This window comes from Actinospongiicola halichondriae (assembly GCF_049103745.1).
GTDB classification, from domain to species: Bacteria; Actinomycetota; Acidimicrobiia; order Acidimicrobiales; family Salinilacustritrichaceae; genus Salinilacustrithrix; species Salinilacustrithrix halichondriae.
Genome location: NZ_CP171622.1, coordinates 86534 through 109566 on the forward strand (window position 1 = coordinate 86534; position 23033 = coordinate 109566).

The following is a 23033-nucleotide window of genomic DNA, read 5'->3' on the forward strand; positions in this document are numbered from 1 at the left end:
CGTCCCAGAGCGATGCGCTCACCGCGGCGTCATGCGGGCAGGCGCAGGCTCGACTCGTCGTGGCTCCACCGGTCGAGGAGCAACTCGCTGAAACGGCCCTCGATCGCCATCGTGACCTCCGCTCCCCAGACCGCGAGCCCGCCGTCGTCGCGGTGCTCGGCGACGTGTGCGTCGACGAGGCCGACGCGGGCCAGCGGGCCGTGGTGCTCGTCGGCGACGACGTGGACGTCGTAGAACTCGCACGCTTCCTCAGGCGCGCCGATCGAGCGCATCGCCTCGGCGTAACGACGCATCGGCCCCACCGAGGTCATCTCGAAGAGTGCGAGGTGGCCGAGCAGCGCACCGAGCAGACGACGATGCAGCGCGAGGTGGGTGATGAGGTTGACCGTCGCCAGCGTCACCGCGGGGACGTGGGCGACGTAGCGCCCGTACGTGGGGTCGAGGTCGAGGGCGCGCATCGTCTCGGCGAAGAGCTCCGCGTGGGAGCGCCCCGACACGCCGTTGCCGTACTCGTCCATCTGGATCTCGACGAAGGCCGCCTTCGCGCGACCACCGACGCGAGGGAGGGCGAACGTGTGCGGGTCGGCCTCCTTGAGTTGGTAGAGCGATCGGTGGATCGCGAACTCCCGCAGGACGTCGAGCGAGGCGTGCTCGGCCACGTAGGCCGACAGCGACGGCCCGTCGCTCGCTTCGACCAGGTCGGCGATCTGGTCGCCGGCATCGAGTTCGTTGCCGAGCCGCAGGGGAGCGGCGTCGCAGAGGGCGCTCTCGAACCGACCGGCGATGTGGTGCCACCAGCCGACGACGTTCGGGTGCCACTCGGCGTCCGGGTGGGCGCTCGCGACGCCGCGATAGTGCAGTTCGTGCAAGGCGTAGAGCGCCCGTTGGAAATCGAGGTTGGCGAGCGGGTCCATGGTGTCGACCGCCAGGGCCGTCAATTCGACGACGCCGGGTTGACGTCGTGGGTCGTGCAGGACTGCGGCCGTGAACGCGGTGAGCGGTCCGATGGGAGGTGGCATGGACGGTGCGCTGTGATCTCGCTGGTCGCCCCGGACCAGGTCGGGCTCGTGGAGGAAGGTCATCTCGGTCGGTTCCTTGTTCGGTGGTCAGCGCCCGTGGACGCACCTCCGTACCCACCGACCCCGAGCTCCAGCCCTCCGAATCTCGTCGCGGTCGAGCGCGCCGTTCAGCGGCGGGGGGCGAAGAACGACTCGAGAACGGCGCCACACGCCTCGGCGTCGACGCCGGCGACGACGTCGAAGGTGTGCGGGAGCCGTGGGTCGACACCGATGTTGTAGAGCGAACCGAGCGCGCCGGCCTTGGGATCGGCGGCGCCGAACACGACCCGCTCGACCCGCGCCGCCGACAGCGCCCCGGCGCACATCGCACACGGTTCGAGCGTGACGACGACGGTCGCGCCCGGAAGTCGCCACGACCCGACGGTCGCGCACGCGTCGCGCAGCGCGAGGAGTTCGGCGTGAGCGCTTGGGTCGTTGGTCGCCTCACGTCGGTTGTGTGCTCGGGCGACGATCTGGCCGTCGATCACGACGACGGCCCCGACCGGGACCTCGCCGGCGGCCTCGGCCGCCCGTGCTTCATCGAGCGCTGCTGCCATCGCCGGGTGGTAGTCAACGGTCTCGGAGACGGGCACGTAACCGACGGTAGCCCAGGGAGGAACTGGCATTGACGCCGTCGAATCATGCATCAGCACGGGCGGCTCGCCGTTCGCGCTCGCAGAGTTGAGCCGGGCGGAGCTGGGGCCGTCCGGCCGCTCAGCATCTGGGCCGAGCGGCCGGTGTGGCCTCGAGCGGAGGGAGAGGGATTCGAACCCTCGGAAGGTTGCCCTTCACACGCTTTCCAAGCGTGCCGATTCGGCCGCTCTCGCACCCCTCCTCAGGGGTCTGCAAGAATACAGTCTCGCTCCTCCTACACCGAAGGTGGCGGCCGGGTCCTGTGCAATTGCAGCTCGTGAACCGAGTCAGGGCCGGAAGGCAGCAGCTCTCAGCGGAACCTGCGATGTGCCGCAGATCGCCTGGCCGTCACCTTGGGTGTAGGAGCAGCGGACCCGACCAGTCGGGCCGTGACAGGATCTGGCGATGAGCGAGAACCCGCCGCCACCGACGCCTGCCAACTGGTACCCGGACCCGTTCGGTCGCTTCGAGCACCGGTACTGGGACGGCACCGCGTGGACCGAACACGTGTCGGCCCACGGCAAGCAGTCGACCGATGCGCCGACGGGGCAGGGCCACGTCCCGGTCGTCGATCGCCCCGCCGACAAGATCACCCGCGACGTCGGCAAGGTCACGGGCGGCGCCGCACCGTTCGTCGGCGGCGGGTCGTTGTTCACCGAGCCAGTCCTGGTGGTCAACCAGAAGGCCAAGCTCATCGAGATCAACAACGAGTACGCCATCTTCGACCAGAACGGCACCCAGATCGGCGCCGTCCGCCAGGTGGGCCAGTCGATGGCCAAGAAGGTGCTGCGGGTCGTCGGAGACGTCGATCAGTTCCTCACCCACTCCCTCCAGGTGGTCGACGCCGCCGGAACCGTCGTCCTCGGGTTGGTCCGTCCGGCGAAGATCCTCAAGAGTCGGGTGATCGTCAACGACGGCGCCGGCAACGAGATCGGCCAGGTCCGGCAGTTGAACGCCATCGGCAAGATCCGCTTCGGCCTCGAGGTCGGCGGCCAGCAGATCGGGACGATCAACGGCGAGAACTGGCGTGCCTGGAACTTCAGCATCCAGGACGCATCGGGCAACGAGGTCGCTCGGATCACCAAGACGTGGGAGGGCCTGGCCAAGACGATGTTCACGACGGCCGACAACTACGTGGTGCAGATCCACGGTGCGCTCCCCGAGCCGCTGCGGTCGATGGTGGTCGCGTCGTCGCTCGCCGTCGACACCGCGCTCAAGCAGGACAAGCGGGGCTTCAACTAGGAGATCCGGTGCCGGGGTACGGCCGGTAGGGTCGGGCCCGCATGAGCTACCAGTCCCTCTATCGCCGCTACCGGTCGCAGCGTTTCGACGAGGTGCTGGGCCAGGAGCACGTCACCACCGCCCTCAAGAACTCGGTGCGCGAGGGCCGGGTGGCCCACGGCTACCTGTTCTCGGGCCCCCGTGGCACGGGAAAGACGTCGACGGCCCGCATCCTCGCCAAGGTCCTCAACTGCGAGCACCCGGTCGACGGCGAACCCGACACGACCTGCGACAACTGCAAGGCGGTCGAGGAGGGGCGTCAGGTCGACTGGCTCCAGGAACTCGATGCCGCCTCGAACAGTGGCGTCGACGCCATGCGCGACCTGCTGGGCCGGGTCTCGATGGGCACCAGCGGCAACCGCAAGGTGTACATCCTCGACGAGGTCCACATGCTCACGAAGGCGGCGTCGAACGCGCTGCTGAAGACGCTCGAGGAACCGCCCGAACACGTGGTGTTCGTGCTGGCGACCACTGAGCCCGAGAAGGTCCTGCCCACGATCCGGTCGCGGACGCAGCACTTCGACTTCCATCTGCTCTCGGCCGACGTGCTCGCCGGCCACGTCCGCCACGTCATCGCCGATGCCGATCTGGGCCTCGACGAGTCCGCGGTCGAACACGTCGTCCGCGTCGGGGCCGGTTCGGCTCGCGACACGCTGTCGGCCCTCGACCAGGTCGCCGCCACCGGCGGGGTGAGCACGCTCGGTGTTCCCGTCGACGACATCATCGACGCCCTCGGTGCCCGCGACGCCGGCGCAGCGCTCGTCGCGGTCGACGCCTCGGTGCGGTCCGGACGCGATCCGCGGTTGCTGGCCGAGGCCCTCATCGAGTCGCTGCGCGACGCGTTCCTCGTGTCGATGGGAGCGCCCGGCGGGGCGATGACCGACACCGCCGCCGCCCGTGCTGCCGATGTGGCGAGCGCGCTGGGCCCGGCGTCGCTGACCCGAGCGCTCGAGTTGATCGGCACCGCCAGCGTCGACATGCGCCAGGCGCCCGATCCGCGGATCACGCTCGAGGTCGCGCTGGTGCGGTTGACCCGCGCCGATGCCGGCGACGACGTCGGTGCCCTGGTCGCCCGGGTCGAGCACCTCGAGCAGCAGCTGGCCTCCGGTGTCGTGGCCGCTCCGGCGACCACCGCCGACCCTGCGGCCCCGCCGGCGGCAGCGCCCTCCGCACCAACGCCGGCACCAGCACCCGCACCGGCTGCGGGACCGGCTCCTGCCCCGGCCGCAGCCACGGTGGCTCCCTCCGGAGAACGCCCGCGCCGTGGGGCCGATGCCGCCCGGGCCAACCTGAGCCAGCGCGAGGCCACGGCCTCGCCACCGCCTGCCCCGTCATCGGACGCCCCAGCCGGCTCTCGACCCACGCTCGGTTCGGTCCGACGTGCTCGTTCCGAACCCGAGGCGGCAGCTGCCGCGCCCGAGGCCCCCGCCCCGGGCCCGGCCGCCGCTCCCGAACCGGCACCGGCCGCCGAGTCTGCGCCGACCCCCGAACCGACGGCCGCGCCGACCGGCGCCCCGCCGACGACGGCGGAGCTGACCTCGGCGTGGGAGTCGACGGTCCTCGCCGCCCTCAAGCCCCGAGCCCGAGCGCTCTACAAGCCCGGCCACTTCGTCGACGGCGACGGCCGCATGGTCCGTTTCGCCCTGCCGAACCGGGCCCACTGCGATCAGTGCGAGGGGTGCCGCAGCGAGGTCGCCGCCGCGCTGTCCGATCACTTCGGACGCCCGGTGCCGCTCGAGCTCGTGGTCGACGACGCCAAGGCGGCGCCCGCTGCGGCATCGCCGGCACAAGCCGACGTCGTCGACGACGACGTGGACGACGCGGTCGATCTCGACGAACTCACCGATGCTCCCGACGCCAGCGTCGGTGGCGTGGCCCAACTCAAGGACGCCTTCCCCGGCTCCGAACTCCTGGAGGAATCGTGAGCGACGAACAGACACCCGGCGAAGGCCTCGACCTCGGGAGCCTCCTCGGAGGGCTCGGCGGCGAGGGCGGCGGTGGACTCGGTGGCCTCTTCGCACAGGCGCAGGCCGCCATGGAGGCCAGCCAGGCCGCAGCGGACACCGAGCTGATCGGCTCGTCGGGCGGCGGCGTGGTCCGTGTGACCGCGACCGGCACCGGCGAGGTGCTCGCCGTGGCCATCTCGCCCGAGGTCGTCGACCCGACCGACATCGAGACGCTCCAGGACCTGATCGTCGCGGCCATGCGCGACGTCACGAACCAGATCAGCGCGCTGCAGGCCGGGGCGATGGGCGACCTCGATCCGACCTCGATGCTGGGCGGGCTGTCCGGCCTCTTCGGTGGCGACCCCGAGGACGACGAGTAGCCCCCGTGCACTCGGACGCCGTCCAGAACCTCATCGACCAACTCGGTCGCCTGCCCGGCGTCGGGCCCAAGTCGGCTCAACGGGTCGCCTACCACCTGCTCAAGGTGCCCAAGGAGGACGCACTCGCCTTGGCCACCGCGATCTCGACCGCCAAGGACCGCGTGCGGTTCTGCGACGTGTGCCACAACCTGTCCGAGGCCGAGCGCTGCTCCATCTGCGCCGATGCTCGCCGCGACGCCACGGTGATCTGTGTGGTCGAGGAGCCGCGCGACATCATCGCGGTCGAGAAGACCGGCGGGTTCCACGGCCGCTATCACGTGCTCGGCGGGGCCATCAATCCGATGGAGGGCATCGGCCCGGACCAACTCAAGGTCCGCGAGTTGCTCGGCCGGATCGACACCGACGGGGTGGTCGAGGTCATCCTCTGCACCAACCCCAACCTCGAGGGCGACACGACAGCCATGTACCTGGCCCGCCTGCTCACGCCGCTCCAGATCCGGGTGACCCGCATCGCCAGCGGCCTCCCGGTGGGAGGCGACCTCGAGTACGCCGACGAGCTGACGCTCGGACGGGCGCTCGAAGGCCGGCGCGACGTCGACGCCTGAACGGCAGACCGTGACGGTTTCCGTCTCGAAACCGTAATAATCGAGCGCTCTCACTTTCCGGAGCCCTCTGACCCAAAAATGCGTCAACCCGAGCGCTGGTTGCGACGATCGGGGGCGGGCGGGCAAACCGATCAGCGCTTCCAACGCTCAGGTTGACGTTGCAATCACATTACATACGTAACACTGCCGTGACAAGTCATCGTGACGGAGGTCACGCGGTGTCGTGGTCAGTCGACGAGCGCGGGCGCCGGCTCGGCGTCGGCGGATTCCGCCGATCCCGGCACGGCGGGCGAGGTCTTCAACAACGCGTACCCGAGCAACCCGGAGACCAACGATCCGACGAGGATGCCGATCTTGGCCGAGTCGGTGAACGCCGGCTCGCCCTCGAAGGCGAGCCCGGCGACGAAGAGGGCCACGGTGAAGCCGATGCCGGCAGTGACCGCGAGGCCCAGGACGTGTCGGTAGGTGACCCCGGCAGGGAGGGACCCGATGCCGATCTTGTCGGCGATGACGGTCGCTCCGAAGACACCGACCGTCTTGCCCACGAGGAGCCCGAGCGCCACGCCGAGCACGATCTTGTCGGTGGCGATGCCGTCGAGGGCCTCGCTCGTGAGGCGGACGCCGGCGTTGGAGAACGCGAACAGCGGGACGATGAGGAAGGCGACGTAGCCCTGGAGCGCGTGCTCGAGGCGTTCGAGCGGGGACTGCGATTCGGCGACGAGGCGGCTGAGGTCCTCGAGTCGGGCCTGGTTCAGCTCGTACTCCGCCTCGGTCAACAGCCCGTCGTCCATCTCGTCGTCGGCTGCCTCGACGAGGGCGCGGGCGTCGTCACCGAAACGGCGAGGATCGAAGAACGACCAGGCCGGGGTGAGGAGGCCGAGGGTGACGCCGGCGAGGGTCGCGTGGACGCCGGACTCGTGCACGGTGAACCACAGGAACAGGCCGAGGACGACGTAGACAGGCATCGAGCGGATCCGCAGTCGCTTCGACACCAGGAGGGCGGCGATCGTGAGACCCGCGATGGCGAGCCAGCCGAAGCTCAGGTCGTCGGTGTAGAAGACCGCGATCACCACGATGGCGCCGATGTCGTCGGCGATGGCCAGGGTGAGCAAGAACACCTTGGCGGCATTGGGGATGCGCGGACCGACGAGCGCGACCACGGCCACCGCGAACGCGATGTCGGTGGCCATCGGGATGCCCCAGCCGTGCGAGCCGTCGGAGCCGGCGTTGAACAGCAGGTAGATCCCCGCGGGGATGATCATCCCGCCCAGCGCACCGATGGCGGGCAACGCCGCCTTCCTGGGGTCGCGGAGTTCGCCATGGACGAGTTCACGCTTGATCTCGAGTCCGACCACGAAGAAGAAGATCGCCATCAACGCATCGTTGATCCACTCGACGAGGGTGAGATCGATGTGGGCCAGTCCACCGAGGTGGATCGACAGGTCGGTCTCCCACAGCGTCTCCTGTGCGTGCCACCAGGGTGAGTTCGCCCACACGAGCGCAGCCACGGCGGCCACGAGCATGAAGATCGCACCGGAGGCTTCGGTGTCCATGAACCGCTGGAGCGGCCGGACGAACGAGCGAGGGACGAAGCGGTCGGACTGCGACCACGTGTGGCGGATGTCAGACGCGGGAGGCAGGGAGTCGTGCATGTCGGGTCGGGTTCCTGGGGCTCAGGTGGATGGAGACGAACGGTTGAGCGTCATCGAGACGATCGTTCCGTCCGGGGCGGGTTCGAAGGTGACCTCGTCGGTGAGCACGCGGATCAGCGGGATGCCGAGTCCGGACTCGTGCTGGAGACGCTTCGGGTCGTCGACCTCGGGCAGCGCCGTGAGCGCATCCGGGTCGAATCCCGGTCCACGGTCGCGGATGTCGACCTGGAAATGGTCGTCCTCGAGCCGGCAGGAGATGACGACCGGCTCGTCCTCGGCCTCGGGGCGATGGGCCTTGATGGCGTTGCTGCACGCCTCGGTCACGGCGAGTCGGAGATCGTCGAGACGCGACTCGGCGAGGGGCGGATCGAGCGCTGCGGCCGTGGCGACCACCAGCCGTACCACCGCGAGATAATCGAGCCGAGGGGGGATCTCCAGGTGGATCTCGGCCATGGTGCGTGTCAGCCCCGGTCGGCGGCCACGGTGATGGCGTCGTCGACCGACTCGACGATCGTGAACACCTCGTCCAGGCCCGTGACGTCGAACACCTTGAGCAGGCGGGAGTTCGTGCACACCAACCGCACGTCGCCCTCGGCACTGCGGGCCCGACGGACGGCGCCGACGAGAACACCGAGCCCGGTGGAATCGATGAAGTCGACGCCCTCGAGGTCGACCACCAACTCGGTGGTGCCGTTCTCGATCAGCGCGACCAGCTGCTCCCGCAGTCCGGGCGCGGCGGCGACGTCGATCTCACCGGTCGCGGTGAGAACAGTCCAGCCGTGAGTGTCGACGGACGCGTCGGAGTCAGAGATCTCGAGTTCCATGCCAGCGGAACATCGTACAACCCGGACCCTTCGGATCCGGAGTCACGGAACGGCCGTCGGCGAGACGACACCAGTGGAACTACACCCCTGTCATCAGACGGCCACGAGACCTACGCTGGTCCCGTGGCCACCGACCCCGGCGTCGAGCTCGAGGCACTCGTCCGGCGACGGGACGATCGGCTCTCGGCGCGCGACGAGGCACACCTCGCCGATCCACGGCGGCTGGTCCACATGCATCGCATCCCCGCCACCGAGCCCCGGTACGGGACGCTCGCCGAGCCGTTGCCCGAGGCCGTGGCCGATCGGTTTCCCGTCGACCGTCTCTACGCCCATCAGGCAGCGGCGCTCGACCTGGTCCGAGCGGGGACGTCGGTGGCCGTGGCCACCAGCACGTCGTCGGGCAAGTCGCTGATCTACCAGGCGGCGATCGCCGAGGCCGCGTCCCGGCCGGTGCGACCGGGCACGGCGTTGTGCATCTATCCGACCAAGGCGTTGGCCCACGACCAGCACCGGTCGTTCGTCGACCTGGCGCTCCCGGGCGTGATCACGTCGTCGTACGACGGCGACGCCGGTCGCGACGAGCGCGCCGACGCCCGCCGGAACGCGACCGTCCTGCTCACCAACCCCGAGATGCTCCACTGCGGTCTCCTCCCGCACCACGCCGGATGGATGCGGTTCCTGTCGAGGCTCGAGTACGTGGTCATCGACGAGCTGCACCTGTTCCGCGGCATCTTCGGCAGCCACGTCTCCCACGTGATCCGTCGGCTTCGTCGCCTGGCGGCGCACTACGGCGCCGACCCGACGTTCGTGTGCACGTCGGCCACGGTGGGGCGACCGGCGGAGTTGGCGGCGGAGATCACCGGTGTCCCGGTCACTGCCGTGACCGACGACGGCTCGCCCAGCGGCGCCCGATCGGTGGCGGTGTGGAACCCGCCCGTGCTCGACGCCGAGACCGGGATGCGCGCATCGAGCCACACCGAGGCGGCGGGTCTCGTCGCCGACCTGGTGCGCGACGGTCGTCGGACGCTCGGCTTCTGTCCGAGCCGTCGGACCACCGAGCTGGTAGCCGAGCGGACCCGACGCCAGGTGCCGGCCGACTCCCGATCTCGTGTGGCCGCGTACCGGGGCGGTTTCCTGGCCGAGGAGCGTCACGAGATCGAACAGGCGCTCGTCGAGGGGACCGTCGATGCCGTGCTGGCGACGTCCGCCCTCGAACTCGGCGTGGACTTCGACGGCGTCGACGCCTGCGTGCTCGACGGATTCCCCGGCACCGTCGCCTCGATGTGGCAGCGCATCGGTCGGGCAGGTCGGCAGCGCCAGGACTCGCTCGCGGTCCTCGTGTGTGGGTCCGACCAACTGGACCAGTGGGCGGCGGCGCATCCCGCGGAGTTGTTCGACCGCCCTCCCGAGCCGGCGGTCGTCAACCACGCCAACCCCTACGTCGCCGACCCGCACCTGCGCTGCGCTGCATTCGAACTGCCGCTCACCCACGACGACGAGCGCTTCTGGCCTGGTCTGCTCGACGACAGCGTGCGCCGCCTCGTGGCCGACGACGAACTGATCGTGCGTCCGCCGGGCGGCGGCACCGCCGGCGGACGGGGTCGGCGACGCCGGCTCTCGCCCACGTCGCCGGTCGCGGTGTGGGCCGGCAACGGGTGGCCCGTCGACCGGGTCGGCCTCCGCTCGGGGTCTCCTGGCCAGGTCAAGATCGTGCGTCCCGACGGGACACCCGTCGGAACCGTCGACAAGGGTCGGGCCGGCGAGGTCGTCCACGAGGGGGCCGTCTACCTGCACGCCGGACGGCACTACCGGGTCCGAGAACTCGACCTCGACGGCGGCCGTGCGGTGGTCGAACCCGACGACGGCGGCACCTACACCGCAGCGACCACGCGCATGGACCTCCGGATCCGCGGTGAGGACCGGGTCGACACGTCGGGCCCGGTCCGACTCGCGGTCGGCCCGATCGAGGTGACGACTCGCGTGACCGGCTACGTCCGCAAGGACGCGATGTCGGGTGAGGTCGTCGAGCGCAACGGGCTGTCGTTGCCTCCGGCGAGGCTCGAGACGCGTGGCGTGTGGCGCGTGATCCCCGAGGACCTCCTCGCAGGCGCCGGCCTCGTCCCCGAGTCCTGGCCCGGCGTCCTCCACGCAGCCGAGCACGCCGCCATCGGCGTCCTCCCGTTGTTCGCCATCTGCGATCGTTGGGACGTCGGCGGCATCTCGACCGCCAAGCACGTCGACACCGGTGCCCCCACCATCGTGATCTACGACGGCTATCCCGGAGGCGCCGGCATCGCCGAACTCGGCTTCGAAGCGGCGGAACGGCACTGGCAGGTCACCGCCGAGGTGATCGCCGCGTGCCCCTGCAGCACGGGCTGTCCGTCGTGCGTGCAGTCACCCAAGTGCGGCAACGGCAACGAACCGCTCGACAAGGCGGGAGCGTTGGCGATGTTGGCGGCGCTGACCGGCGTCGAGGTGCCCGACATCCGCCGAGCGTCCGCCTAGCACTGCTCGAGAACGGGCCCTAGAACTGCTTGGCCAACCGGTTGAGGTAGGCCACGTGGCCCGCCCAACCGAGGAGCACCATCGCTCCGGCGACCGGGCCAAGGAGGCCGGCGCCCTCGCTCTCGGTCTGGATGATCGACTGGCCGCCGTCGGCGAGCTCGTCCCCGGGCTCGGGCACGTCGCGGTCGCCGTAGTCGAGCGACTCGTCGAACCCGGTGTCGAGCGTGGTCGGCGTGGTGGGGGCGGTCGGCTTGGGGCTGGTCGACTTCGTCCGGCTGACGTGGGGGAGACCCAGCGTGCGCCTCTGCGACGTCGTGGGGTCGATCGTCTCCGGGGCCGTCGTGGTGGTCGTCGTCGGCGGCGGCCCGTCGATCTCGACGTCGGCGACGAGCGTCGTGTCGGCGGTCGAGGGCACCGGCTTGGCGGGACCCTCGGCTCCGGCACGCAACGACTGGACGCGGTAGCGGTAGATCCCCGGCGCCTCGATGGTGTCGACGTACTCGCCGGTCTCGACCTCGTCGTCGTGTTCGATCACGCCGCTGACGGTCTCGAACGCGGACTCGCCGGCCGGGCCGGCCCGCTGGACGCGGTAGCCGACGAAGTCGGGATACGTCTCGTCCGGCTTCTCGAGCATGGTCCACGCGACCTCGACCGTGGCCGGATCATCGGCGGTGGCGCCGGTGGCGGGGTCGGGTGCAGCGTCGCCGTCGGCGACCTGAGCGCCCATCTCGGTGACCGCGGTCGGCGGGACCGCGACGCGGATCGTGCCCTCCAGGTCGAAGGTGTCGGACGGGGCCGCAGTTCCGGTCGCCACGATGTCGAACGTGCCGTTGCACGTCCACGCGAAGTGCTCGGCGGCGAGCGAGAACGTCATCGTCGACGTCCGGTTCGCGAACGTCTCGCTCTTCTGCACCGACGCATTGATCGTCGGACTCGGGATGCACTCGGGGGCGTGCAGTTCTTCCTCGCCCTCGCGGAAGGCGAAGCTCAACCGGGCGTCCTGGATTCGTCGATCGAACGCCTCCCCGCTGCCGCGCGTGCGTACGAGGACGCCGCCGATCGGAAAGTTCTCTGCTGCGTGGGCGGTCAGCGTCTGCTCGCTGAACTTCGATCCTGCCCAGTCCTGGGGTGCCGCCAGCGCCGGGGCGCCGACGATGGCGCCGACCGCAACGGTGGCGCCGAGCGCGGCGAGGAGGCGGCGGACGGGGCGACGATCACGCATCGAAGGTCTCCGCGCTGACCATCGTCGCCTTGAGGATCAGGCGCTCACGGGCCGAACCCTTGGGGTGGCACGTGGTCAGCGTCAGGCTCGCGGAGTCGGGGGTGTTGTCGACGACCTCGGTCTGGTTGGGCATCACGATGAACGGGTCGATGTCGACCTCGTAGGTGCACTCGCCGACCGGGGTCTCGAGCGTCACTCGATCGCCGGGCTGGAGCTGGTCGAGATCGTGGAACGGGCGGCCGTAGGTGGTCCGGTGGCCGGCGATGGCGACGTTGCCGACCTCACACGGGAGCGGGGTGGCCGGGTAGTGACCGGCGCCGGCTCGCAGCGCGCTCGCCGTCGTTCCCTCCACCACCACGGTGTCGACCCCGATGCGGGGGATCTTGATCCGGGTCAGGCTGTCGCCTTCGGCGACGGAACGGTTCAGGTAGGCGTCTCGCAGTTCGGGCGACGCCAGCTGGCGGTCGAGCTGGCCCTGGAGACGACCCTGATAGAGGTTCGTGTAGAAGGGGTAGCCGATCACGCCGGCAGCACCGAGCAACAGCGCGAACGACAGGGTCGACAGCGCGACCCGGGCGGCCTTCTTGTTCTTCAGGCCGACGACGAGACGTTCGACCAGGTTCTCCGGCTGTCGTGCCGGACCCGCAGCGGGCACGGCCACGGCGACGGGCGGCGTGGGCTGGGCCACACGGGCATCAGCCCGCTGGATCCGGACGGTCAGGGCGACGACTCCGGCACCGATGACCAGATTGAGGAGGATCGCGGCGATTGTGACCATGACGCGGCAAGCCTAGCGACGCCCTTCCCGGCCGTAGGGGTCGGGAAGAGACGTCACGTCGGCGTGCGAAGGGTCAGACGGCCTGGCTGCGACGGAGCAGCGCGAACCCGGCGAGCGCCAGGCCGGCGGCGCCGGCGAGGGCGAAGCCGTTGGTCCCGGTGCCGCCCGTGCGGGGCAGCGAGGGGGCCGTGGTGACGGTCGTCTCGGGGACCTCGATGGGAGCGACGGTGGCGCCGGCGACGCTGGCGCAGTCGGCCAGATCGAGTTGCACGCCGCCGGAGAGGCCGGGGAGCAGGTCGAGGCTGACGGCGCTCGCCGTGGCGAAGGTCCGGCCGTCTTCGGTGGTGCCGGTCGCGCCGTCGGCGGCGACGATGGTCGAGGTGCCGAGCGGGTCGGGCAGGGGGATCTCGATGGTCTGGCCGATCTCGACCGGGATGTCGAGGTCGAGCGCAGGCACGACGACCCGAACCAGCGCCGGGGAGGCGGTGCCCACCGGGTCGCCGCCGGTCGTGCTGGCGGCCACGGAGGTGGCGGCCTCGCCGACGATGACCGAGATCACCGGGGGAGCGTCGATCTCGCCGATCGCGGCGATGTCGAGCACGTTGATCGTTGCACCGTTGGCGGCACACGTGGTGGTGACGGCGTCGCCACTCCGGACGGTGTCGACCTGGGTGGCGCCGATGTCGATGGTGGCGAGCGGGGCGAGGTCGAGGGCGCCGACCACGTCGTCGAGCAGACCATCGACGTCGAGGGGGTCGGGCACGGCGCCCGTCAGGGGCGTGAGAGCCTCGAGGAGGCTGCCGGCGCCGCCCTGGATCTGCTCGACGACCTCGCCGAGGCCGAGCGGGTCGATCAGCAGACCCGAGACCGGGTCGAGTTCGATGGTGCCGACCCGAGCGCTGGACGCCGATGCCGGGTTGCCGTCGGTGATGGCGGCGAGGCTCGCGCTGCAGGCGAGGTTGATGCCCACGCCGGGGATGTCGGGGAGGGCGTCGCTCTCGCACACCTCGTCGGGCGAGCCGTCGGTCGAACCGTCGGTCGTGGCCTCGGCGGTGGTGGCGCCGACGTCGGCCAGGACGCTGGCGAGGCCGGTGCCGGCGGCGGCAGCCGACGGGGCGTCGGTGACCTCGCTGTGGACGGAGCCGACGGTCAGACCGTTCTCGGCCAACTGCAGGTTGAGCGCCTGGGCGTCCGATTCCGCACTGTACGAAACGGCCTGAGCGCTCGCGGTGGGGGCCAGGAGCACCAACGCCGCTGAAGCGGCCAGGGCCACGGATCCACTAACTCGCCGAATGTTCATCGATTCCTCCGACTCAGGCGCGGGGTTGCGCCGTCCGACCCAGATCAGGGCCGCCTGTGACCTCGCATCTTTCGCCACATCGGATCGGCAGTCCTACCGGAACCTCGTCGCGAATTCCAGACTCTATCTCTGACCCTGTGGTTCGATTCGCATGGCGAGCGACCCTTGGAGATCGGGGTCGGGGAGCAGGACTCCCACGAGCGGGAGCGTGGTCCGGGCGTGATAGCGGACGGTGACGTGCACGCGGTCACCGATGCGATCGGCGTCGACCCGGAGGCGGGCGGGATCGAGGCCCGTGGTCGCGGCGAGAGCGGCGTCGCGAGCCGCCCCGGCATGGGCTTCGACCGCGGCCGCCCGCGCCGCTTCGCGCGTGGCGTGGACGACCAGGAGTTGGTCTCGGGCGACCAGTGCGAGCTGCAACACCAACAGGACCCCGAGGAGGATCACGGGGAAGCCGAGCGCGAGTTCGACCGTGGCCTGACCACCCTCGCGGTGGCCAGGCCGGGTCGGACGTCGGCCCGAGCGGGTCGACGGGCGGGTCACACCTTGCCGATCACCGTGTCGAGGACGGCGTTGAAGAGCTTGCCGATCCGTGTCGACTTGCCGGCCCAGGCGACGAACACGAGCGCGACGGTGGCGGCGCCGAGCAGGACGAGCGCGTACTCGGCCGTGGACTGGCCGGCTTGGCGTCGGAGTCGACCGCGGCGTCGGTGGTCGCTGAGCGCATCGCTGACGAAGGACAAGACCGCGACCTGGGCCGCGAGGACGGTGGCGTACATGGAGAGGGCTCCGTTCGGTACGTGGAGGAGACCGAGGTCTCGAGTCGTTCCCCGTCGAGGGAGCGAAGGGTGCCGGCGACGATGGGCGCCACCGTGAGCAGACCGAACGCCGGCAGCGTGCAGAACACGAGCGGGAACAGCAGGAGCACGGGCAGCCGTCGGGCCCGTGTCTCGGCCGCTCGTCGGCGGGTTGCCCGGGCGTCGTCGCTCAGGCGCTGGAGCGTCGTCGAGATCGGCGTGCCGTTCCGGACGTGGTCGAGGAGCGCCCGCACCAACGGTCGCCCCGGATCGCCCCACTGCTGCTGGAGGTCGGTGAGCGCCTCGGCCACCGGGACGCCACGGTCGATGGCGAGCGTCGCTGTCCCGAGGCCACGTCGGGTCGCCTCCGGTGCCCACCCGACGAGGACGGGCAGGGCCGTGGGAACGGTGTGGCCAGCCGAGACCAGGAGCACCAACAGGTCGATCAGATCCGGGAGGTCGTCGGTCAGCGACGTCGTGGTGTCGGTTCGGGCCCGGCGAACTCGTCGCCACCGCCGGAAGAGCAGGGCCGCACCGGTCGTGCTCCCGACGAGGAACGGGTCGACGAGCAGCATCGCCGCGGCGACGACCGCCGCGGTGCCGACCCGGGCGTCGGCAGCGGTCCGTGGCGGGCGCCCGCACGAGGTGCGCAGGAATCGGCCCAGGGCGACCAGCGGGCGACGTCGGGAGCGGCGACGTTCGAGACCGAGTCGACCGGCCACGTCGCTGGAGCGACGGTGGCCGGCGACGACGACGGCGGTTGCGCCGGCGAGGGCGAGGACGAGCGGGATCACGACGCCCGCACCACCAGGCGGTGCATCCACAACGCCCCCGCGAGGTCGAGTACCCCACCGACCGCGAGACACGCCCAGCCGGCGGGCGTGGCCAGCAGGAACCGTGCGGACGTGGGGTCGACGCTGACGAGGAGGAAGGTGAACCCCAGTGGAGCGAACGTGAGGACGGCTGCCGACAACCGTGCCTGCACCGACAGCGCCGCCACCTCGGCGGTGGCCGCGGCTCGTTCCCGGAGACTCGCTGCCGCCGACTCGATGGCGTCGGCGCCCGCCCCGCCGACCGTCGCGGCCATCGAGAGGGCGGCGCCGGCGAGCGCGGTCTCCCGCCCCCCGCCACGGGCCCACTCACCCACGACACCGGCGAGCGGCATGCCGTCGCGGGAGCGGCGAGCCATGGTCTCGAACTCCGGGCCGATGCGGCCACCGATCTTCGCGGCGTCGCCGACAGCAGTCGCCAGGGCCGCTCCGCCGCGTAGTGAGGAGGCGACCATGTCGAACGCGATCGGGAGTTGCCCGTTCCGCAGTCGGTCGCCGCGTCCCCGCGCCGCGAGGAGGGCGACCGGCGCTCCGACGGCCAGCGTCGCGAAGGCCACCAGACCTCCCAGCGTCACGACGGTGGCGGCGAGGCTCAGCGCCATGGTGGCGATCCAGAGATGGAGGCAGAACGCCGGATCGGCCTCGACCCCGGCGTCGACGAGCAGGCGGCCGACGAATGGGGGAGCACCTCGGCGCGGAGGTCGGTGGTCCAGTCGAGAGCGGACACGCCCCCCGTCCAGCCAGACACGACCGTCGCGCAGGGCACCGGCCGTCAGGACGGCGACGCACGCGGCGAGGAGCGGCGTGAGCGTGGTCACCATCGATCGTCCACCAACGCATCGCCGGTCACCAACGGGACGCTGCGGGGGTGCGCAGCCGGGTCGTCGGCGACGCGGTGGACAGCGTCGATGCGCCGGTCGCCGTCCGATCCTCGTACGACGTGGACCAGGAGATCGATGGCACCGACGAGTTGGTCGCGCACGGCGACGAGCGGGAGGTCGACCCCAGCGGTCAGCACCATCGTCTCCAGGCGTCGGAGCGCATGGTCGGGGCCGTTGGCGTGGCAGGTCGACAGGGACCCGTCGTGGCCCGTGTTCATGGCCTGGATCATGTCGAGGGCCTCGCCGCCACGGACCTCTCCGACGATGAGTCGGTCGGGTCGCATCCGGAGGGCGTTGCGGACCAGTTCCCGGATCGTGACCGCGTCGAGTCCGTCGGCCGAGGCGGGACGGCTCTCGAGTCGGACCACGTGCCGACCAGGGATGCGGAGTTCGGCTGCGTCCTCGACGGTGACGACGCGCTCGCCGTCGGTCAGGTGCTGGCACAGCGCGTTGAGCAGCGTCGTCTTGCCGGCGCCCGTGCCTCCGGACACGACGATCGAACGCCGTTCGCGGACCGCGGCGACGAGATGGCGGGCGACGTCCTCGCCGGCGAAGTCGGTGAGCGGCAACGTGCGGGCTGCGAACCGGCGGACGGTGACATAGGGCCCGTCCACCGCCAACGGGGGCATGGCGATGTGGACACGAGACCCGTCGGCGAGTCGGGCATCGACCAGCGGACTCCGGCGATCCGCGCGCAGCCCGAGCGGCGTCACCACGCGCTCGACCAGCTGGTGGACCGCGGCGGCGTCGAGCGCGACGTCGGTGGCATGGACGACCCCTCGCGTCTCGACCCACACCGGCCCGGGCCCGTTCACCATGACGTCGGTGACCGCCTCGTCGGCGAGTACGTCGTCGAGCAGTCCGAGTCCGTGCATGCGCGCCTGGACCCGCCGGGTGACCGCGGCCACGGTTGCCTCGTCGACGAGGGGTGCGTGGGCGCGGACAACGGCACCGATCGCGCCACGACCCGAGCCGACGTCGCCGTCGATCACCTCGCGGTGGACGCGATCGTCGAGGCACGTCTCGTCGCTCGCCCCCTCGTTCACGACGCCAACCGTCCGCGAGCGGGTCCGAACGCTCGTACGAGGGCACGTGGCATGCGGCTGGCGAGCAGGCCGGAGTCGACGGCCCGGGCGACCCCGGGGTCGATCGAGACCCGCGTCCGCACCGGGGCCCCGATCGCCTCGGCCATGTCGTCGGGCCCGAGCGCCCGCTGTGGTTCGCGGACGAGCGCGATCTCGGTCGGTGCCAGGTCGACCGAGGCGAAGCGTCGGACGGCGAGATAGCAGGCTCGGGTGACGAGGATGCTCCGCTCGGCCCGTCGGGCGACGGCCCGGGCAGCGGCGCCGGGCCGTGAACCGCAGTCGACGATCACCGTGTGGGGCGAGCGCGCCAACACCTCGGCGAGGACGACGGCGCGGTCGGCATCGAGCGGTCCGTCGCCCCGGCCGATCAGTTGGAGGTTGGGGCCGACCGGACGAGCGATGCGGTCGAGGGCATCGGCCGGTACGGAGGCTCCGGCCGCGAGCCACTCGGCGACCCCGGCGTCGGGCTCGGGGGTCCCGAGCGCGCCGGGGAGGTCGCCGTCGAGGTCGACGAGGAGCGTGGGGCTGCCGGCGGCAGCGCGTAGTGCGTGGGCTGCTGACAGCACGGTGGCGCCGCTGCCACCCTTGGCCGCCCAGTAGGCGATGAGCACGGAGGATCCCCTTCGATGACCAGGCCGTCACTGCGGCGGGTCCGACGGGGGAAGTCGGCGTCCTCGAGGCGGCGTGGCGATGGAATGCACCGGAACCGCAGGAGAACAATCGAGAACGTAACAAAGCGGCGGAGCGGAGGCAACGGGTTGCAGCCGTATCCTTCGGTCCTATGGTCGATTCGGTGGAAGCCGCGTTCTTCGATCTCGACAAGACGGTCATCGCCCGCCCGTCGATGGTCGCCTTCGGTGGGCCCCTCCGTCGCGAGGGGTTGGTGTCGCGCCGGCTTCTCCTGCGCGCGCTGTGGGCGCAGCTGATCTATCTCACGCTCGGAGCCGACGAAGGGCGTCTCGAGAAGGTTCGTGACGCCGCTCTCCGCGTTTCCAAGGGGTGGGAGCAGCGCAAGATCTCCGCCCTGGTGCGCGAGACCCTGGCCGAGGTCGTCGACCCGATCGTCTACGACGAGGCGCTCGATCTCATCCGCATGCACCAGGACGCCGGCCGCAAGGTCTTCATCGTCTCGGCCTCACCCGAGGAGATCGTCGCTCCGCTCGCCCAGTACCTCGGTGCCGACGAGGCCATCGCCACCCGGGCCGTGCTCGACGACGACGGTCGCTACACCGGTGAGGTCGAGCTGTACTGCTACGGCCCCGAGAAGGCCCGCATCCTCTTGGAGGTCGCGGAGCGCGACGGCATCGACCTCTCGGCGTCGTACGCCTACTCCGACTCGGGGACCGACGTGCCCATGCTGGCTGCGGTCGGTCACGGCGTGGCGGTCAACCCCGACCGTGACCTGGTCCGGGCGGCGAAGGAGCACGGCTGGGAGGTCGTCCACTTCTCCAATCGGGTGCCGTTGCGCGACCGGGTCGACATGCCGTCGGCCACGGCGCTCGGCGTGGGCTCACTCGTGGTGGCCGGTGGCGCCGCTGCCGCTGGCGCCGGCTACTGGTACTGGCGGGAACAGAACAAGGTCACACCGCCGGCGTCCTGGTTCGACCAGGCGCGTCGGACGCTCGCCGACCGCCTCTGAGTTCGGCGCCGGCCGGCGTCTCAGACGTGGCGAGCCTTCTTGGCGGCCACGACGGTCAGGGTGATCAGTGCGATGACGAGGATGCGCTTCTTCATGGCGCCGAAGCGTACGCCTCGCCCGGGTCTGGCCGGCGAGGGCGACCGCTAGGGTCGGTGCTCCCCCGGGAGGTGTCCGAGTACCTGGTGGGCTCCGCCGCCTTCAAAGCGGTTGGCACGGGCGATCCCCGTGCGGCGGGTTCGATTCCCGTCCACCTCCGCCAAGTCGTCTCATGGGAGTGTTCTCGCTTCGCTGCGAGCACTCCCACGTGTGCACGGAGCCGTGTTGCGTCGTCAGGTCGACCGATCGCTGGCGCTCACTCCGGAGCGCGTTGCGGTTGTTGCTTCGCTGCGAGCACTCCCACGTGCACGGAGCCGTGTTGCGTCGTCGGGTCGACCGATCGCTGGCGCTCACTCCGGAGCGCGTTGCGGTTGTTGCTTCGCTGCGAGCACTCCCGCGTGTGCATGGGCCTCAGACGGCGAGGAGGTCTCTGGCTTCGCACTCGAGGCTGGGGTGACGCAGTTTGCTGATCGCCTTGGCCTCGATCTGACGCACCCGCTCACGGGTGAGGTGGAAGTGGTCGCCCACGGCCTCGAGCGTGCGGGGCTCGCCGCGGTCGAGGCCGAAGCGAAGCCGCAGCACCTCGCGTTCACGCTCGTCGAGGTGCACGAGCATGGTCTCGATCTCGCCGGGGAGCAGCGTCGCCGCGACGGCGTCGAACGGGAGGGGCGTGGTCGTGTCGACGACGACGTCGCCGCGTTCCATCTCGCCCTCCTCGCCCAACGGCTCCGACAGCGACAGCGGTTCGGTGCCGTTGCGGATGGCGTCGAGCACCTTCTGCTCCGGCAGGTCGAGATCGATCGAGAGCTCGCGCAGCGTGGCCGGTCGCCCGAGCTGGGCCTCGAGTCGCCCGCGGGTCTTCTGCACCTGGGCGACGACGTCGCCGGCGTGGACGGGCAGACGGATCGTGCGGCCGGTGTTGGCGATGCCGCGGGTGATCGCCTGGCGGATCCACCAGGTGGCGTAGGTCGAGAACTTGAACCCCTTGCGCCAGTCGAACTTCTCGACGGCGTGGATCAGGCCGAGATTGCCCTCCTGGACCAGGTCGAGGAGGGGGAGTCCGCTGGCCTGGTAACGCTTGGCGATCGACACGACGAGCCGGAGGTTGGCGAGGACGAACTGTCGATGGGCGGTCTCGCCTCGTCGAGCCGTCCGGCGCAGCGTGGCCCGCTCACGCGGATCGGCGACCACGGTGGAGGTGAGCCGCTCGGTGGCCTCGATGCCGGCCTCGATGCGCTGCGACAGACGGACCTCGTCCTCCTTGGTCAGGAGGGGGTATCGGCCGATGTCGCGCAGGTAGAGGCGGACCAGGTCCTCGTCCTCTCGGCTGCCACGATCGTCAGACACCTGACGAACCTCCTGCTCGGCCACCTCGCACCCGTACGATGACGGCTGCTTGTCTCCACGATACGCAGGAGGTCAAGGGGTCCAGATGGGCCGAATGGGGCGGAAACGACCCGTATGCGAAAGGGGAGCACGGATGGCTGACGAGGTCGAGACCACGATCGTGACCATGGTGTTCGACACCACCGATCCCGACCATCTGCTCCAGGTGCTGGCCAAGTACGTCGTGCTCACCCGTGGGCATCCCGGCTGTCGGAACGTCGATCTCACCCGCTCGTTCACCAAGGCCGACCGCTATGTGATCATCCAGAAGTGGGAGTCGCCCGAGGCGCAGGCAGCGCACTTCGACTCCGCCGACATGGTGGAGATGGCCCAGGCCTGCGGCGGCGTGCTGGCGTCACCTCCGTCGATCGACCTCCTCGAGGGCATCTCGGCCCACGACCTCGCCTGACCTCGACCCCTCCCGACCCGACTCCGTCGAAACCCCAATCGTTCTGGGTGCGCGATCGGGATCTCTCACGTCCCGATCGCGCACCCAGAAGCGATGAGGGGTGGGGCCGGTGATAGGGGTGGGGCGGGGTGGATCGGCCGCTCGGGCCGGTACCGTCGGCGGGGTGCCCCGGTACACCCCGCCTTCTGATCACGAACACGGGCCGTCGCGACGGCGTCGACCGCTGTCGGTACGGATCGGTGTGTGGGTACTGCTCGTCGGCGTGATCGCGCTCGTCTTCGCCGACGTCTTCGCTGCCTTGATCTAGGTCGGGTCAGCGGTTCCCGCGGTTGTGCGAGACCGGCCGGAACGACCGCTGCTTCGACTTCCCGACCTTGCCCAGCAGTTCGGCCTGTTGGGGTCCGGCGGGCAGTTCGGGGCCCGGTCGTTCGGTCTTGGCTTTCTTCTCCGGCGGCTTCGTGCCCTTGGCCGTCGTCCGGCCGGATGACTTCTTCTTGCGTGTAGACATCGCGTCTCCTCTCGTGCACCTCGGCCACGGTGGCCGGCAGGTCGGATGGGTACGTCGAGCTACTTCTTCATGTGCGCAACCGTACGACGCTGGATCGACGGGCGCAGCCGCTTTTCAGCGATCGGCGGATCGGCCGTACAGGACGTGCCGTTCGACGGGGTCGCCCGGGATGTTCGGATGGTCGAACTCGAGTCGTTCGGTGAGGCCGATCTTCTCCATGACGCGGCGTGAGCGGTCGTTGCCGACGTAGGTGAACGAGACCACGTCGTCGAGGCCGATCTCGTCGAACGCATGGCGCAGGACCGCGTTCGCTGCCTCGGTCGCGTACCCCTGGCCCCAGGAGTCGGCGGCCAGCCGCCAGCCGATCTCGACACAGGGGACGAAGTCGGCGTCGAACACGGGGACCATGAGTCCGGTGAACCCGATGAATGCTCCGGTGGCTCGCACCTCGACGGCCCAGAGTCCCCAGCCGCGTTCGGCGATGATCGCCGCGTGCCGGTCGACGAAGGCATCGGACTCGGCCCGCGACAGCGTCGCAGGGAAGTGCTCCATCACGACCGGATCGGCGTTGAGCTCGGCGAACGGATCGCGATCGGAATCGGTCCACTGGCGCAGCACCAGTCGTTCGGTCTCGATCACCGGGTCATGCAGGTCTGCGGTCGAGCTTCCCCGGGTTGGCGGCGGCGGCCTCGTCGCTCAGCGCGGTGAGCTGCGCCCAGGTCAGGTCGGTCCCGTCCCAGAGCAGGTCGAAGACGCGGTCGGCCACGTCGGTGAACCCGTGCCGGTTCCGGAAGTCGTAGATCCACCGTTGACGGTTGGCGGCGTACCCGAGGCGGACCAGACGACCCACGGTGTAGATGTCCCAGGCGGTCCGGTGCTCCTGCGACAGATCGCCGTCGTCGGCCGGGTCGCCGAAGTCGTCGCTGCGACGATCGGCGGCGCGCATCAGGTGCCGTCCGAGCATGTCGGTGGCGTTGGCCAGGCTGAACTGGCGGAACTTCTTGGCGTCCTCGAGCGCTCCCGACTCGGCCCAGATGTGCACGGGGTCGATCGACTCGAGGCGGCTCCGGCCGAGCGGGACGGTCTCGTCGACCTCGATCTCGATGTCGACGTCGCTGAGCCCGACCTTCGCGGCGAGTTCGTCGACGAGGTTCGTGATGACGCCGGCGTCGTACTCGACCATGGTGAAGGTCGAGGGGGTGACGGTGGTGGTCAATC

25 protein-coding genes, 2 tRNA genes and 1 other RNA gene are annotated in these 23033 nt (G+C 70.4%); 10 read left to right on the forward strand and 18 right to left on the reverse strand.

Annotation, left to right across the window (positions count from 1 at the left end; genetic code table 11):
- Window positions 1-29: 29 nt before the first annotated feature.
- The 3 genes from AB8619_RS00460 to AB8619_RS00470 form a co-directional block, all read right to left on the reverse strand.
- Entirely contained in the window at window positions 30-1082 is a 1053-nt protein-coding gene (locus tag AB8619_RS00460; protein WP_436794508.1) for an iron-containing redox enzyme family protein, read from the reverse strand.
- Window positions 1083-1186: 104 nt separating this feature from the next.
- Entirely contained in the window at window positions 1187-1651 is a 465-nt protein-coding gene (locus AB8619_RS00465; protein ID WP_436794509.1) for a nucleoside deaminase, read from the reverse strand.
- 157 nt (window positions 1652-1808) lie between these two features.
- Window positions 1809-1893, reverse strand: a tRNA-Ser gene (locus tag AB8619_RS00470).
- A 49-nt stretch (window positions 1894-1942) separates the two neighbouring features.
- On the opposite strand from AB8619_RS00470, the gene ffs reads away from it, so the two are divergent.
- The 5 genes from ffs to recR all read left to right on the forward strand — a co-directional run bounded on the left by ffs (window position 1943) and on the right by recR (window position 5903).
- An RNA gene (gene ffs / locus AB8619_RS00475) (signal recognition particle sRNA small type) lies at window positions 1943-2041 on the forward strand.
- 55 nt (window positions 2042-2096) lie between these two features.
- On the forward strand, window positions 2097-2933 hold the full coding sequence (locus tag AB8619_RS00480) for a phospholipid scramblase-related protein (protein WP_436794510.1): 837 nt from the start codon (window positions 2097-2099) through the stop codon (window positions 2931-2933).
- Window positions 2934-2974: 41 nt separating this feature from the next.
- Complete coding sequence (gene dnaX / locus AB8619_RS00485) at window positions 2975-4897, forward strand: DNA polymerase III subunit gamma/tau (protein WP_436794511.1); 1923 nt, start codon at window positions 2975-2977, stop codon at window positions 4895-4897.
- Window positions 4894-5298 carry a YbaB/EbfC family nucleoid-associated protein gene (locus tag AB8619_RS00490; RefSeq protein WP_436794512.1) on the forward strand — a complete coding sequence of 135 codons (405 nt, stop codon included), beginning with the start codon at window positions 4894-4896 and terminating at the stop codon, window positions 5296-5298. Before dnaX ends, AB8619_RS00490 begins: the two co-directional genes overlap by 4 nt.
- Before the next feature lie 5 nt (window positions 5299-5303).
- Window positions 5304-5903 (forward strand): recombination mediator RecR, encoded by a 600-nt coding sequence (recR, locus tag AB8619_RS00495; protein ID WP_436794513.1) that lies wholly within the window; start codon window positions 5304-5306, stop codon window positions 5901-5903.
- Window positions 5904-6130: 227 nt separating this feature from the next.
- Here recR and nhaA read toward each other — a convergent pair whose 3' ends face one another.
- From nhaA to AB8619_RS00510, 3 genes are read right to left on the reverse strand one after another with little or no spacing between them, the layout of a single operon-like run.
- Window positions 6131-7555 (reverse strand): Na+/H+ antiporter NhaA, encoded by a 1425-nt coding sequence (nhaA, locus tag AB8619_RS00500; protein WP_436794514.1) that lies wholly within the window; start codon window positions 7553-7555, stop codon window positions 6131-6133.
- A 21-nt stretch (window positions 7556-7576) separates the two neighbouring features.
- A complete protein-coding gene (locus AB8619_RS00505) occupies window positions 7577-8008 on the reverse strand; it encodes an ATP-binding protein (RefSeq protein ID WP_436794515.1) in 432 nt (143 codons plus the stop codon).
- Window positions 8009-8016: 8 nt separating this feature from the next.
- On the reverse strand, window positions 8017-8379 hold the full coding sequence (locus AB8619_RS00510; protein ID WP_436794516.1) for an STAS domain-containing protein: 363 nt from the start codon (window positions 8377-8379) through the stop codon (window positions 8017-8019).
- A gap of 123 nt (window positions 8380-8502) precedes the next feature.
- Between AB8619_RS00510 and AB8619_RS00515 the strand changes: the two genes are divergently transcribed.
- Window positions 8503-10884 (forward strand): DEAD/DEAH box helicase, encoded by a 2382-nt coding sequence (locus AB8619_RS00515; RefSeq protein ID WP_436794517.1) that lies wholly within the window; start codon window positions 8503-8505, stop codon window positions 10882-10884.
- Window positions 10885-10903: 19 nt separating this feature from the next.
- On the opposite strand, the gene AB8619_RS00520 is transcribed toward AB8619_RS00515, so the two are convergent.
- The 8 genes from AB8619_RS00520 to AB8619_RS00555 all read right to left on the reverse strand — a co-directional run bounded on the left by AB8619_RS00520 (window position 10904) and on the right by AB8619_RS00555 (window position 18388).
- Window positions 10904-12106, reverse strand: a complete 1203-nt coding sequence (locus tag AB8619_RS00520) for a hypothetical protein (protein WP_436794518.1) — start codon at window positions 12104-12106, stop codon at window positions 10904-10906.
- Window positions 12099-12884, reverse strand: a complete 786-nt coding sequence (locus tag AB8619_RS00525; protein ID WP_436794519.1) for a class E sortase — start codon at window positions 12882-12884, stop codon at window positions 12099-12101. The genes AB8619_RS00520 and AB8619_RS00525 overlap by 8 nt, the downstream gene beginning before the upstream one ends.
- Window positions 12885-12957: 73 nt before the next feature.
- On the reverse strand, window positions 12958-14157 hold the full coding sequence (locus AB8619_RS00530) for an LPXTG cell wall anchor domain-containing protein (RefSeq protein WP_436794520.1): 1200 nt from the start codon (window positions 14155-14157) through the stop codon (window positions 12958-12960).
- A 150-nt stretch (window positions 14158-14307) separates the two neighbouring features.
- The gene (locus tag AB8619_RS00535; RefSeq protein WP_436794521.1) at window positions 14308-14727 is read right to left on the reverse strand and encodes a TadE/TadG family type IV pilus assembly protein; all 420 of its coding nucleotides are present in this window, start codon (window positions 14725-14727) and stop codon (window positions 14308-14310) included.
- Window positions 14728-14737: 10 nt separating this feature from the next.
- Window positions 14738-15775: a type II secretion system F family protein gene (locus tag AB8619_RS00540; RefSeq protein ID WP_436794522.1), complete on the reverse strand. Its 1038-nt coding sequence runs from the start codon at window positions 15773-15775 to the stop codon at window positions 14738-14740.
- Window positions 15772-16629: a type II secretion system F family protein gene (locus AB8619_RS00545; RefSeq protein ID WP_436794523.1), complete on the reverse strand. Its 858-nt coding sequence runs from the start codon at window positions 16627-16629 to the stop codon at window positions 15772-15774. Before AB8619_RS00545 ends, AB8619_RS00540 begins: the two co-directional genes overlap by 4 nt.
- The gene (locus AB8619_RS00550) at window positions 16626-17738 is read right to left on the reverse strand and encodes a CpaF family protein (protein ID WP_436794524.1); all 1113 of its coding nucleotides are present in this window, start codon (window positions 17736-17738) and stop codon (window positions 16626-16628) included. The genes AB8619_RS00545 and AB8619_RS00550 overlap by 4 nt, the downstream gene beginning before the upstream one ends.
- Window positions 17735-18388: a hypothetical protein gene (locus AB8619_RS00555; protein WP_436794525.1), complete on the reverse strand. Its 654-nt coding sequence runs from the start codon at window positions 18386-18388 to the stop codon at window positions 17735-17737. Before AB8619_RS00555 ends, AB8619_RS00550 begins: the two co-directional genes overlap by 4 nt.
- 170 nt (window positions 18389-18558) lie before the next feature.
- On the opposite strand from AB8619_RS00555, the gene AB8619_RS00560 reads away from it, so the two are divergent.
- The gene (locus AB8619_RS00560; RefSeq protein ID WP_436794526.1) at window positions 18559-19416 is read left to right on the forward strand and encodes an HAD family hydrolase; all 858 of its coding nucleotides are present in this window, start codon (window positions 18559-18561) and stop codon (window positions 19414-19416) included.
- 163 nt (window positions 19417-19579) lie between these two features.
- Window positions 19580-19675 (forward strand) — tRNA-Sec (locus AB8619_RS00565).
- 248 nt (window positions 19676-19923) lie between these two features.
- Here AB8619_RS00565 and AB8619_RS00570 read toward each other — a convergent pair.
- A complete protein-coding gene (locus AB8619_RS00570; RefSeq protein ID WP_436794527.1) occupies window positions 19924-20859 on the reverse strand; it encodes a sigma-70 family RNA polymerase sigma factor in 936 nt (311 codons plus the stop codon).
- A 133-nt stretch (window positions 20860-20992) separates the two neighbouring features.
- On the opposite strand from AB8619_RS00570, the gene AB8619_RS00575 reads away from it, so the two are divergent.
- A complete protein-coding gene (locus AB8619_RS00575) occupies window positions 20993-21307 on the forward strand; it encodes a putative quinol monooxygenase (protein ID WP_436794528.1) in 315 nt (104 codons plus the stop codon).
- Between the two features lie 163 nt (window positions 21308-21470).
- Window positions 21471-21614, forward strand: coding sequence for a hypothetical protein (locus AB8619_RS00580; RefSeq protein ID WP_436794529.1), 144 nt, complete (start codon window positions 21471-21473; stop codon window positions 21612-21614).
- A 6-nt stretch (window positions 21615-21620) separates the two neighbouring features.
- On the opposite strand, the gene AB8619_RS00585 is transcribed toward AB8619_RS00580, so the two are convergent.
- From AB8619_RS00585 to AB8619_RS00595, 3 genes are all read right to left on the reverse strand, one after another.
- Window positions 21621-21815, reverse strand: a complete 195-nt coding sequence (locus AB8619_RS00585) for a hypothetical protein (RefSeq protein WP_436794530.1) — start codon at window positions 21813-21815, stop codon at window positions 21621-21623.
- A gap of 114 nt (window positions 21816-21929) precedes the next feature.
- The gene (locus AB8619_RS00590; RefSeq protein ID WP_436796325.1) at window positions 21930-22451 is read right to left on the reverse strand and encodes a GNAT family N-acetyltransferase; all 522 of its coding nucleotides are present in this window, start codon (window positions 22449-22451) and stop codon (window positions 21930-21932) included.
- A 7-nt stretch (window positions 22452-22458) separates the two neighbouring features.
- Window positions 22459-23031, reverse strand: coding sequence for a hypothetical protein (locus AB8619_RS00595; protein WP_436794531.1), 573 nt, complete (start codon window positions 23029-23031; stop codon window positions 22459-22461).
- Between the last annotated feature and the right edge of the window lie 2 nt (window positions 23032-23033).

What these genes read in the sequence shown, in the direction of transcription:
- nhaA (WP_436794514.1), bottom strand. Translation starts at nt 7,555, where the DNA reads ATGCACGACTCCCTGCCTCCCGCGTCTGACATCCGCCACACGTGGTCG.
- AB8619_RS00510 (WP_436794516.1), bottom strand. Translation starts at nt 8,379, where the DNA reads ATGGAACTCGAGATCTCTGACTCCGACGCGTCCGTCGACACTCACGGC.
- AB8619_RS00560 (WP_436794526.1), top strand. Translation starts at nt 18,559, where the DNA reads ATGGTCGATTCGGTGGAAGCCGCGTTCTTCGATCTCGACAAGACGGTC.
- AB8619_RS00460 (WP_436794508.1), bottom strand. Translation starts at nt 1,082, where the DNA reads ATGACCTTCCTCCACGAGCCCGACCTGGTCCGGGGCGACCAGCGAGAT.
- AB8619_RS00480 (WP_436794510.1), top strand. Translation starts at nt 2,097, where the DNA reads ATGAGCGAGAACCCGCCGCCACCGACGCCTGCCAACTGGTACCCGGAC.
- AB8619_RS00525 (WP_436794519.1), bottom strand. Translation starts at nt 12,884, where the DNA reads ATGGTCACAATCGCCGCGATCCTCCTCAATCTGGTCATCGGTGCCGGA.
- AB8619_RS00505 (WP_436794515.1), bottom strand. Translation starts at nt 8,008, where the DNA reads ATGGCCGAGATCCACCTGGAGATCCCCCCTCGGCTCGATTATCTCGCG.
- AB8619_RS00520 (WP_436794518.1), bottom strand. Translation starts at nt 12,106, where the DNA reads ATGCGTGATCGTCGCCCCGTCCGCCGCCTCCTCGCCGCGCTCGGCGCC.
- AB8619_RS00575 (WP_436794528.1), top strand. Translation starts at nt 20,993, where the DNA reads ATGGCTGACGAGGTCGAGACCACGATCGTGACCATGGTGTTCGACACC.
- dnaX (WP_436794511.1), top strand. Translation starts at nt 2,975, where the DNA reads ATGAGCTACCAGTCCCTCTATCGCCGCTACCGGTCGCAGCGTTTCGAC.
- AB8619_RS00585 (WP_436794530.1), bottom strand. Translation starts at nt 21,815, where the DNA reads ATGTCTACACGCAAGAAGAAGTCATCCGGCCGGACGACGGCCAAGGGC.